We start from the raw sequence: 12,227 nt of genomic DNA on the forward strand, positions 1-12,227 counted from the left end.
TAGGATTACGTGTACAAATACAAAATTTTTTATTGAAATATAGAATTTAATATGGTATCTTCTATTACATTGATTAATTACATATGAGAATCATGTATAACTCCAAGAATATGGCTTGGGGGTCTCTACCAGGAACCAATAACTCCTGACTACAAAATGCGTATTATAGCGTTTGTAGTCAGGAGTTTTTTTGTTCTACGGTAAATAATGACGAGAAGGGAATACATAAAATGAATTTCAAAGTATTTATATTAGCTCTAGCAACAATAGCAGTAGGACTTGTAGAGCTTATTGTTGGAGGAATATTGCCAGACATCGCTAAAGATTTTAATGTTTCATTAAGTTCCGCTGGGCAATTAATTACAATTTTCGCCTTTACTTATGCAATAGCAGGTCCTGCATTATTAATTTTCACAAGTAAAGTGGAAAGAAAAAAATTGTATGTTATTTCACTTTATATTTTTCTAATTGGTAATATACTTACGTATTTCAGTCCAAACTTTACTTTTATGATGATAGCAAGAATTTTAACTGCTATGAGTACAGCTTTAGTTGTAGTACTTTCCCTTACAATTGCAGCAAAGATTGTTCATCCCTCTTACCGAGCAAAAGCATTAGGATTAATTTATATGGGTATTAGCTCTTCACTTGTTCTAGGAGTACCACTAGGGATTTTAATTTCAAACACATTTGGCTGGAGAGTTATTTTTTTATGTATTGCTATTTTATCATTGGGATCCATCATCTTAATCTCAGTATTTTTAGAGAAAATACCTGGAGAGGAAAACCGAACTCCTCTATCTATTCAATTAAAGGCCGTGTGTAGTCCAAAACTAGGCGCTGCTCATCTAGCTACCATGTTTATGTTAGCGGGACACTATACTTTATATGCTTATTTTACTCCTTTTTTAGAAGATAAGTTTCACCTAAGCCCTTATTGGATTAGCATATTTTATTTAGTGTTTGGTATAGCTGCAGTAAGTGGCGGAGCGTTCGGTGGTGTTTTATCAGATAAAATAGGCGCACCAAAAAGTATTGTGATAGTTATTACTTTATTTGCTCTAATCTTATTTATATTACCATTCACGGCAGTTTCTATTATCCTGTTTATTCCTGTTATGATAGTTTGGGCTGCTTTGAGTTGGGGGCTTGCACCACCTCAACAAAGTTATTTAATCCAAACTGCCCCAGATACGTCAGATATACAGCAAAGTTTTAATAATTCAGCCCTACAAATAGGAATTTCACTCGGCTCTGCAGTTGGAGGTATAGCATTAAAACAAGTACATAATGTCGCCAATATGGCCTGGGTTGGTGGATCTCTAGTTTTATTATCTTTAGGTTTGGCTATCTTTTCTCTTACTAGACATATACCGACAAGAGACTGTCCAGTGAGTGCTAAACATTTAAATTAACATTCTCTTTTTCTTTTAATCACTAAAGTATAAATATGTATCGTCATAAAAAGTTCAGTGATAAAAACGGACTTTTTATGACAGGTTTAACCTCATCTTTTTCCAAAAAATGAATATGTATAAATTTCTTCTCCTTCAATAAAGAAATTCTCGTACTTTCCGCCTCGTTTCAAATAATTTGAAGTACTTTCATCAATGGATTGAAACTGTAGATTTTGGAGTTCTTTCTTTATTTTTGAAAGTGTAAAATTTGCTCGAAAGTTATTTGTAATTTGGCTATTTAAGCTGAAATTTTTAAATAAAATAAATAAACTTAATAAATAACAATCAGATTTAAAAAGTGGGTTTAATTCGTGAAGTAAAAAATCCTCATGTTCAAAACTATAATTGCTCGTACCAGAGTGATCAATTACAATATCTACTGACCGATTTTGAATAGGGATGTTCAAAAAATCCGCACAGATAAAGAGAATATTTCTTCTCGGATTTCTTCTCGCTAATACATCTTTTAAAAATAAAAGTTTATTGAAATCTCGATCCACTGCGATATATAGGCAATCTTCGGGTAGTTCTTCATAAATGCTCCTCAAAAAGAACCCAAGTCCTGATCCTATATCTAGTATTAATTTGTTATTTAAATCTAAATGTATTAGTTTCTTTTTCGCCCATTCCCCTTCTCTATGCATATTTTCCAAATATGCATTATCAGTTTCATGAATATAATCCGAAATAATATTTTCAAGTGACGTTTGCTCATTTGCTTTAAATAATTTACCAGCAGATATAATTCCTGAAGTAATAATGTATTCTTCTCCACAATTACAAATTAACTTTCCTTCAATAATTTGATTGTTATTAATAATTCCATCTTGAAGAATTAATTTTTTGCTACACTTAGAACATGTGAGTAAATGTAGTACACTTAAATCTATCCCTATCATTGTATTGGAAGTTTCATTTGTTAATAATAAATCATGTAACACTCCCTTTAATTTATCCCGTTTCTTCTCCAAAAGTTCTATTTCCTGTTCCATCTTGTCATATTTCAGTTTAAATAAAGATTGGTAAAAAGTATCTTTTTCGTAATTCATAGATTTCGCTAAATTTTTATAAAAAAATAGTTCTTTAATTTCATTCAAGCTAAACCCTAGGTCTTTGTAATGTAAAATAAGTTCTAAATCTGTTTGACAATACTCATCAAAAAAATAGTGGCCTCCCTTTTTTTCAGGAATAATAAGACTGAGATCCATATAATGTCTAATCGTATCAATACTTATATTATTTACTTCTCCAAACTTACCGATTTTCATAATATCCCTACCATTTAAATATTTTTTTATATAGATTTCTATTTTTACCTTTAAAAATCCTTTCCCCTTTTTTTATCAACATTATTTATGGAATGAAAAGAGGGTATTTTTTATATAGGTGTACCTAATAATATAGTACCAAGCTTTAAAGCTTGGTCAATTCTTTCCGAGATAGGTTGATGAATTTCTTCACTCCAGTAATTTGTATGTGTAATAAATTACACCTATTTCCTTGAGAATTTTAAAGATTCTCATCCCCAATACCTTACGAGTTATTGCTACAGATCTTGGTTTTGTACACAAAATCTATAGAAACCAAGAAAAAGATTTTATATCTTTTTATGTTTAGAGGCGTTAAAAAATCACTACACCTCCTTCATATACGTGTAATATACAGGGATTTATAACTGGATATAGAACATAAAAAAGAGATGTTTATATTATTAATAAAATGATATACATAAGTGGAGGGTTAGAAAATGAAAATTGCAATAGTCTGTTTCGATAACTTTACCGATATAGATGTTTTTCTACCATGGGATTTATTAAATCGTGTACGTTTAGTCGGTGGTATTTCCGATTGGGATGTCCAGCTTTTAGGGACAGAACAATCTCATATATCTATGTCTGGCTTGCGTATTCCCATGACAGGAAGCATATCTGATATCCCTTTTGCCGATGCTGTAATATTTGCAAGCGGTAAAGGTGTAAAGGATTTATATAAAAATCAACAATATATTAATAGCATTCATGTAGATCCTCAAAGACAATTAATAGGATCTATGTGTTCTGGTTCACTACTATTAGGAGCTAAAAAATTACTAACTGGTAAAAAAGCTACTACATATCCCTCAGCAGTAGAACAGCTAAAAGAATTTGGTGTAGACGTTATTGAGAAAAGTTTCGTAAACGAAGGAAATATATCGACTGCTGCGGGTTGTTTTGCTGCTCAAGAACTATCGGCTTGGATTATAAGGACCCTACTTAATGAAGAAATGGTTGATATTGTACTAGAAACTGTTCAGCCAGTAGGAAAAGGTTTATATTTTTAATCTCAAATCAAGTCAAGAAATTGTGGTTCCTCCCCAAAAATGATAAAATAAGATTTTTGTTTCGAGTTAACACAAATTTCGTTCTAGAGTGCTATAAAACTTCAACTTGATGGTGGCGTGGTATGCGCCATTTATAAATAAAAAAACCCGCGTATCATTCACGGGTTTTCTTCTTAATAACTAATTGCTATTGTACCTTCACCTGCATGTACCGCAAATGAAATAGGTAATGGATATAATTTGAAATCCATTTCAGGGAATGCTTGTCTAATATCTGCAATCCATTCTTCAGCTCCATCTTTATCGTTAGCATGGAACATGTGAAGTACTTTTGGCAATTCTTTTTCAAGTTCATTTTTAATGTATTCTCGACATTTTTGGATTTTACGAACTTTCTTTTCAAGTAAAAGCTCTCCGCCTTTTACTTCTAATATTAAGTTGACACTTAATAAACTTCCAAGTAAAAATTGAACTCCCTTTACACGTCCACTTGCATAAAGGCCTTTTAAACTTTTCGGGAATACGTGGAAAGGTCTTCTTTTTTCATCTACTAATGTTTTGTGTATATCTTGTAAAGTCATACCATCATTGTATAACGATTTTGCTTTTCTAATTAGTTCGTCCATTGGATAACTTGTTGTTTCACTATCTAATACCGTTAATGGGAAACCTGCCATTTCTGCAGCTAACTTCATATTTTGATAGGTTCCACTTACTTTTCCGCTAATAGCAACTGCAAATCCTTCTTCATATTCTTCTTTGCATTTCGAAAATAACTCTACCATTTCCCCTATGTTAGGTTGTGATGTAGTGACAGTTTTACCTTCGTTTAAAGCATTATAAACGCGCTCACGCACACCTTCTTCACAATCTTTGTACGACACACCATCAATAATAACTTCAATTGGGATAACAAAGTTATCTCCTTCTGTTGTAAAACTCGCAGTTGTACTATCAGTAATCCAAGCAACACGCTTCATGTTGTTCCTCCCTTAATTCAATTCCTCTTTTCTAATTTTTCTATATATTTATGTTATGAAAAGAGAATATCCCTGTAATAGTAACAGGACTTTATTGTTTTGGCTATAGTAGATAGATGATAAATGTGAATATTTCTTGTCTTTTTCACAAATTAAAAAGAAAATCAAGAAATTTGCTTGATTTTCCTTTTATCTTACGTTATTTAAAAGTTTCATTATCTAAAATCACAACATAATCATTTGTTAATCGTCCGGCTTCTTTCGTATAACTAACAAGTCTTTGTACATTATCACAGCTAAGTTTTGCACCCCATACGAGTAATGGTACACCAATAAAGTCGATGTGAAACCTTCTAGAAAACAGACCGCCAAAAGTCATTGGTAAAGGTACTGTTGGTGATGTATTAGAAAAAATAAGCTTTTCATGACTTTGATAATGTTTTTGCAGAATCTCTCCTAAATGCTTCATCGCAGGTACAACGATTTTTGATGCGCCGCATCCAATCGTATAAACCGGGTTACCATTTTCATCTACTCCATGAAAAATAATTTTCCCCATATCTTCAGTTTTCAATTTATTAAAGTAATCCACATTTAATATTTCTTCTTTTGTTAGCTTACGATCCATTGGTAATTTATTTAAATGATAAGCTGCAGCAAGTGCAGTTGAATGCGTTCCACCGAAATCCGTGTAAATGAATATCATATTATCATCCCTTGTTATAAAAGTTCAATGTTATTTAGTATTACCGTTCACAGCATTGATAAACAAGGGATGAATGTATTTATACTTTTTTATTAATGTATTATTCATTTCCGATTATACTATTGTCTATTTATTATGTTACACCATGTAATAGCCATAAGCTTATTTATAAAAGTAAAAAGACGTACTTTTGACTCGTACGTCTTTTATCATCTTTATTCAAAATAAATGTATACTTTAACACGTATGAATTGTTAGTTAAAATACTTTTCAAAACAAAAACAATCATGCACTCGTTTAAATTGTTTTCTTATGTCTTCTTTATTTTCACCTGTATAATGAGCAAATGTTTGAATTGGATATAACTGATCTATATTACTTTTCATTACACCTTTTATCTCATCTGTATGATTGGAATATACATGTAAATATGAATCTACGTTTACAAATCCGTTCTTTTCATACCATCCATGTACCCATAGATTGTCCCTAGTCCATGCTTCTAGGCGATTTAGGTTACGTTCATTCGCTAACTTCTCCGCTTCCTTTAATAGCTGATTACCAATCTTCATTCTACGGAAATCCGGATGAACTGCAATATGCCAAATCATGCCGCCAAGACCAGTTCCTCTTGAACAAACTGTACGTTCTTCTAATTCATATTCAATATCTATTAAACCCACAATTTGATTTTCATATAGAGCTACTAATTCAATAGCAGGATTTTCATATTTTTCTTTCTCTCTAAATACGTTATCGTAATATGCTGTATCTAGAAAAGATAACACACGGCAACGTACCCAACCGGTTTCATCCTCTTTTCTATACGATCTAATTTCTATATCCATATAATTAAAAAGCTCCTTCTATTTCTATCATTAATTTTTCGGGTCCTGCTCCTTTATTTGACGGAATAACTAATGTAATCTCTAAGTCTGGATTTTACTTGGATGTGAGGAGTTAAAAGTATTTTTGTATATTCTTGGCTTATGATTTCATAGTTAAATAACGCTTCCCAAAACTTCATCATGTCTGGCGCAGTAATAAAAGCTCCACCATCAGAACCACCTTTTATCGGAATAGAGTAAGCATTTATTCTCCATGTCTGGCTAATTTCATCTTTTATATATCCGAGAGCTGTCTGCTTTGGTAATCTATCTAAAGAAAAATAGCCAGAATCATTCATACCAATTAGTTTAAATATATTTGTTTCTATATACTCCGTAAATTTAAGTCCTGTCTGTTCTTCGATTATTAACCCGAGTATGATAAAACCAGCATTGTTGTAGTGAAACTTACTTCCAGGCGCAAACATCATATCTCTGTTTTGAAATAATGGTAAAAAGTCTTTTAAATTTTTTAATAGATACATAGGAGTTTCTTTCCAAAGATCCTCAAAGTTACCCAAAATACTTTCATCAAAATAATCCGGAATACCCGAACTATGTGTCAGAAGGTGATGTATTGTAATATCTTCATTGAAATTTGAAAATTTAATACTTAAACAATCTTTTAACTTTGTATGAAAAGTAATTACACCTCTTTCAACAAGTTGACAAATGCCAATTGCTGTGAATATTTTACAGCCGGAGGCAATTCCAAACCTAGTTTGTAGCGTATTGTTTATACACTCATTTCGATTTGCATAACCAAACGCTTCTTCATAAACTATGCCCTTTTTTTCTTTCACTAAAATTACCCCAGAGAAATCTATATGACGATCTGTTTCTTTTACAATGTTATCTATTTGATTTTTTGTTTTCATTACAAAAATCACCCTCGTTTATCAATTTTGTTCTCCTTTTTTATATTTCCATATATAGGAGGGATAACCCTCCTATTGAACATCGTAAGATTCAAATCAAAACTAAGAGAATTATTTCGAATGTATTGACTCAGAAGAATGCACTTTAGAATGTGATGGCAATAAAGTAAACACACACAAGATGATAGTAATCAATAACATTACTAAAGAACCTACAATAACCACAAGTTGTATAGAAATAAATTGAGTGGCAACTCCAAACAAAATCGTAATTAAAATGGTGATACCTGCAATAAATAATCCATATATGCTCCCAATCCGTCCCATTATATGGACAGGGACATTATTTTGATAAAAGGTATTAAACCCTGTATTTGCATATGCCATAGAGAAAGATAAAATAAAAAATCCGATAGCAGCTATTAAAAACTCATTTGAAAAAGCATAAATTATATAACCGATTGCAATGAATAATGATCCTATCCCAATTAACAATGAAGGTATTAGTTTTTTTGATAAAATTGTATTTGTAATTGCTCCTAAAATAAATCCAGCTCCAGCAATACTAACTAAAAAACCATATTCACTATCTGTTAACAATAAAACTTCTTTCGCAAATGACAATTCAAGTGAATCATTTGCGGCAACTAACACCATCATCCCTTGAAATAAGAAGTACACGAAAACGATATACAAAGATTTTTTACTGAAATTTAAAACGATGGTCCAATCTTTTTTTAGTACAGCTAAAGACAACCTGTCATTTGATGTATGAATATCAGATTTTTTATCAAGATTAGGTAGCAGCAATGTAATTACTCCTGATAAAAGAAATGCTATAGCATTCATATATATAGCAAACTCTGGTGTACTTGCTATTAACAATGCTCCCGCTATCGATGGACCAATTACAGAGGCACCAGACCCTATTAAACTACGCAATGAGTTGAAACGTTGTCTTTGTTCAACTGGTATTAATTTCGTCATATACGTCATCGCAGTTGGCTCATACATTGCATTTGCCATACTAATAAAGAATACAAATACATAAACCATCCAAAGTGATGGAAGTAAAGGTAAAATAGCGATACATACCGCGCGATATATATCGAGGTGAATCATTAATTTCCGTTTATTTAAACGATCAATCATACTTCCTGACCAAGCGTTTGTAAATAGAGTAGCTAATGGTTTAATTACATATAAAGTAGCAACAGCTAAGGCTGAGCCACCCATATGATAGACAAGTACATTCAGTGCTATTAAGTAAATCCATGCCCCTAAATTTGCAATACCAACCCCGGACAGTAGTAATAAAGGATATTTCCAATCTTTAAGTACGTTTTTCATTTTAGGCCCCCGCTTTCCAAAGTGTTTTAAACCAATAAAAAAATCCCACCCCCAAGACTTTTAGTCTTAGGGACGAGATTTATCATCGCGGTGCCACCCTAGTTTGTTAATATGTCACCATATTAACCTTATCTGGTACTGCATTCTAATTCATGCTTATACCATAGCTCTATAACGGGAGCTCCCGTCACACCACCCCCTAATTATAGGTTCCGATGCGCTGCTCAGAGGCTTGGTTCAATAAAGAATTTTTACTCCTTTTCAGCTAAATGGAGCTCTCTGTGAAAAATTCATTTTATTTACTCTTCTCTTCACTGCATTTGATTTTTCCCATATTATCACAGAAATATTTAACTGTAAATAAAAAATAATCAGAAATTTAATAACTTCTGTTAATTCTTTTATTTATTATTTTTTCTAAAAATTACGGTGCGTGAAATTACTTAAACCTATAAAATAAAGAGCCTATTGTATATAGACCCTTCACTTTGTCCGAATTAATTTGTATTCGCCTCTACTAACGGTTGTAAAGGTGGTTCTAAGTTCAGTTCTAATGCATCGCCTTCTTGTATATCTTGTCCATTTTCAATACTTTGACTCGTTACATAGCCCGTACCTGTAGTTTTTAAATCTAATTTTAATAGCTTAGAGAAATACATAACATCACGCATGGACCACCCTTGTAAATTAGGCATTTTTGCGTTGTTTCCTAATAAAAATATACGATCACCTTCACTCATTACTTCACCAGACTGCGGATATTGTTTTTTTATTTTTCCTTCTCCTAAAATTATCGGCTGGAGTTTCTCTTTTTTCACCTTATTCTCTACCGTATCTATTGATTGATTCACATAGTTTTGCACTTTTAATTGGGATTTTTTCGTTGCATCGGCCATTTGTTGTTCTGTATATGGTTTCACCTTTAAATATTCAAGGCTATTTTTCACAACTGGTTTAAATATTTCAGCGAGTGGCTGAGCTCCATATTCATCTCCCTTTAACTTTGGCTGCTTAATAGCTAAGTATACAATTAACTCTGGGTCATCAATTGGAGCCATACCTAAAAATGAAAAAATATAATTTTCTTTCCCTTCCATATATCGTCCATTTTCAGGATTCGGAATTTGAGCTGTTCCTGTCTTACCTCCTATTGGGTAACCATCCACTTTATACATTGTACCAGTACCTTTTGAAGACGTAATAACACGTTCCATTAAGTCTCTTACCTTGTCCGCTGTCTCTTTTTTTATCGGATTCCCAATTTCTTTCGGTTGATTTTCCATAATAACTTGCTTATTTGTTGGATTTACAACTTTGTCAACGATATATGGTTGCATCATTTTCCCGTCATTTGCTATAGCCGTAGCAGCTTGGATTAATTGAATTGGAGTTACTGTAGAACCTTGTCCGAAAGAAGTTGTTACTTGTTGAATTTGTGTATTTAATAATAAAGTATTTTTACTTTCACCAGGTAAATCTATTCCCGTTTTTTGGTTAAAACCAAATTTATTCATATATTGCTTAAATTTATTTGGTTTTAATAACTGATCTTCTAAAATAGAAAAAGCTACGTTTGATGACCTTTCAAAACCTTCATCAAATGTTATAGATCCCCATCCAAACCCACCATTATGATCTTTTATATCCGCTGAACCTACTGAATACTTGCCGGATTGAAAATATTCTTTCCCGTTATATACACCTTCATTGATTGCAGCAGCTAACGTAAATACTTTCATCGTTGAACCTGGTTCATATGCATTTGCGATTGGATCATTTAAAAAGTATTCAATATCCCCTTTATTAGGATTAAAACTAGGTTTACTAGACATAGCTAAAACTTTCCCCGTCTTGGGATCCGCTATAATACCTACTAGCATAGAAGGGTCATAATGCTCTTGCGCCTTATTCATTGCTTCTTCTAAAAAACTATTAATTTGTTTATCGAGCGTAAGATATACGTTATTTCCATGTTTAGCGGGTTCTATTTTTCCTATATCATTTGTAAGCGGGATACCTCCTCGCGCTCCCACATATTCTATATTCCCATTTGTCGAGCGCAAATATTTATCCAAACTTTTTTCAAGCCCAAATTTCCCTTCTGTATTTCCTTTATCGTCTGGTCTAGCAAAACCAAGTATATAAGATGCAAAATCTTCATTTGGATACACTCTTGCTTTCTCAGGCATAAAAGAAACACCTGGGATTTTCAATTTTTTTATTTGTTCTTTCTTTTCCCTAGACAAATTCCGGCCAACTTTTCCGATTTCAACTTGCGTACGCCCCTCATGGAAATTTTTTAATACGTCCTCTTTATCAATTTCAAGCGCATCAGCTAACTGCGCTGCGGTTTCATCTTTATTTTTCAATTTGCCATTACCTTTCAAATTCACAACAACACGATACGTTGTTGAATCTTGAACGAGCACTTTTCCAGTTTGATCATAAATCGTACCACGATTCGCTTCCAAAACACCATTTTTATTATGTTGTTCATTTGCTAAATCCTTTACATTCACATTATGCACGACTCCTACTGCTTGAATATAGAAAAAACGCAAAAGCATAATAAGAAACAAAACAATAAAAGCAATCATAAAATACCGCGCGCCTTTATTCGTTTGAAGTTTATGCATATTTCGCTCCTTTCTTTTTATTGATACATGCAAGGATGTGCTTTAAAATATGTAATTTTTACTTTCAATACTATATGTTTCGAAGTTTTCGTATAAATTCCTTTAAAACAGTGTGAAACTAGTTATAGTTATTGTCAGTTATTTAAATACTTAAAATACAGTACGTGAAATTCAAGAATATTCTTTCTTTTTTCATAACACTCAAATTGTTATTGCAAGTAATCTATTCACTTGTATACAACAAAAAATCCTCCTCTGAATTTCCAAAGGGGGATTTTTTCCTAAGCTATAAAAGGCTAGTTATGAAATTTAAGCTACATGGTTATATTTCTCTAAAAAACGAATTCGTTTCGCTACGAATGCATACATTTTGAAAACAAGTTTTGCTATTGGTTCAAAAATACGTTTTTTCTGCAATAATAAACAGCTTGTTAAAATCGTTATGACAGCCGCACCCATTACATCTAAAGGAAAATGAACACCTACATACAAACGTGATATACAAACTAATACTGCCCACAAAAGTGTGATATATCTTAACTTTTCTCCTCTAAGAATAAACATGAATGCAATCGATAATACAAGTACAGAATGATCACTAACAAAGGATGAGTTTTCTGCGTGGGGTACTAATTGATTCACATCATATGATACAAAAGGACGTGGATGATAGTATACTAAATGAATAAAAACATTTACTAGCAATGCAATTATTACTGAAAGTGTCGTATACAACACTGTATATTGTTTTCTTATCGCATTCTCTTTCTTTCCGTTATGAAACCATAAGATAAGCATGAATAGAATAGCCACATATGCAGCACTATTTGTAATAGCAATCATTACCTTATCTAAGAGTACAGATGTACCTGCTAAATTGTTTATCCATTGAAATACTGCGTAATTCACATTACTCTCTCCTTATAATTTCTTATTTCACTTGAAATTAAGATACAAGTTTACTTGATTTACACAGTATACAACATTGACACACATTTAGATTTTCACTTTAT

Annotated in this window: 9 protein-coding genes, 2 pseudogenes, 1 riboswitch and 1 other annotated feature; of the genes and pseudogenes, 2 read left to right on the plus strand and 9 right to left on the minus strand. The window is 32.2% G+C overall.

Annotated features, from left to right (window positions below):
* Window positions 1–72: 72 nt before the first annotated feature.
* A riboswitch (purine riboswitch) is annotated at window positions 73–172 on the plus strand.
* Between the two features lie 58 nt (window positions 173–230).
* Window positions 231–1,415 (plus strand): MFS transporter, encoded by a 1,185-nt coding sequence (locus tag ACTFSI_RS13735; RefSeq protein WP_044792270.1) that lies wholly within the window; start codon window positions 231–233, stop codon window positions 1,413–1,415.
* A gap of 92 nt (window positions 1,416–1,507) precedes the next feature.
* Here the strand turns inward: ACTFSI_RS13735 and ACTFSI_RS13740 are convergent, their stop codons facing one another.
* Together ACTFSI_RS13740 and ACTFSI_RS13745 are read right to left on the minus strand one after the other, a co-directional pair.
* Window positions 1,508–2,725, minus strand: coding sequence for a MerR family transcriptional regulator (locus ACTFSI_RS13740; RefSeq protein WP_138321931.1), 1,218 nt, complete (start codon window positions 2,723–2,725; stop codon window positions 1,508–1,510).
* A gap of 128 nt (window positions 2,726–2,853) precedes the next feature.
* Window positions 2,854–2,922, minus strand: a pseudogene (locus ACTFSI_RS13745) (glutamine amidotransferase); the annotation flags it as partial.
* Window positions 2,923–3,204: 282 nt separating this feature from the next.
* On the opposite strand from ACTFSI_RS13745, the gene ACTFSI_RS13750 reads away from it, so the two are divergent.
* Complete coding sequence (locus ACTFSI_RS13750; protein ID WP_000684439.1) at window positions 3,205–3,777, plus strand: DJ-1/PfpI family protein; 573 nt, start codon at window positions 3,205–3,207, stop codon at window positions 3,775–3,777.
* Window positions 3,778–3,950: 173 nt separating this feature from the next.
* On the opposite strand, the gene ACTFSI_RS13755 is transcribed toward ACTFSI_RS13750, so the two are convergent.
* The 7 genes and pseudogenes from ACTFSI_RS13755 to ACTFSI_RS13785 form a co-directional block, all read right to left on the minus strand.
* Window positions 3,951–4,757, minus strand: coding sequence for a DegV family protein (locus tag ACTFSI_RS13755; protein ID WP_000831945.1), 807 nt, complete (start codon window positions 4,755–4,757; stop codon window positions 3,951–3,953).
* 199 nt (window positions 4,758–4,956) lie between these two features.
* A complete protein-coding gene (locus ACTFSI_RS13760) occupies window positions 4,957–5,463 on the minus strand; it encodes a DUF3189 family protein (RefSeq protein WP_197225412.1) in 507 nt (168 codons plus the stop codon).
* Window positions 5,464–5,717: 254 nt separating this feature from the next.
* Window positions 5,718–6,311 carry a GNAT family N-acetyltransferase gene (locus ACTFSI_RS13765; protein WP_000350640.1) on the minus strand — a complete coding sequence of 198 codons (594 nt, stop codon included), beginning with the start codon at window positions 6,309–6,311 and terminating at the stop codon, window positions 5,718–5,720.
* Window positions 6,312–6,315: 4 nt separating this feature from the next.
* Window positions 6,316–7,228: pseudogene (locus tag ACTFSI_RS13770) on the minus strand (serine hydrolase domain-containing protein).
* A 111-nt stretch (window positions 7,229–7,339) separates the two neighbouring features.
* Window positions 7,340–8,578, minus strand: coding sequence for an MFS transporter (locus ACTFSI_RS13775; RefSeq protein WP_138321932.1), 1,239 nt, complete (start codon window positions 8,576–8,578; stop codon window positions 7,340–7,342).
* Window positions 8,579–8,643: 65 nt separating this feature from the next.
* Window positions 8,644–8,902: a binding site (T-box leader), on the minus strand.
* Window positions 8,903–9,075: 173 nt separating this feature from the next.
* Window positions 9,076–11,214 (minus strand): penicillin-binding protein, encoded by a 2,139-nt coding sequence (locus ACTFSI_RS13780; protein WP_138321933.1) that lies wholly within the window; start codon window positions 11,212–11,214, stop codon window positions 9,076–9,078.
* Window positions 11,215–11,523: 309 nt separating this feature from the next.
* On the minus strand, window positions 11,524–12,123 hold the full coding sequence (locus ACTFSI_RS13785; RefSeq protein WP_138321934.1) for an undecaprenyl-diphosphatase: 600 nt from the start codon (window positions 12,121–12,123) through the stop codon (window positions 11,524–11,526).
* Between the last annotated feature and the right edge of the window lie 104 nt (window positions 12,124–12,227).

It is taken from the genome of Bacillus cereus group sp. MYBK101-2 (assembly GCF_051918845.1).
GTDB classification, from domain to species: domain Bacteria; phylum Bacillota; class Bacilli; order Bacillales; family Bacillaceae_G; genus Bacillus_A; species Bacillus_A paranthracis.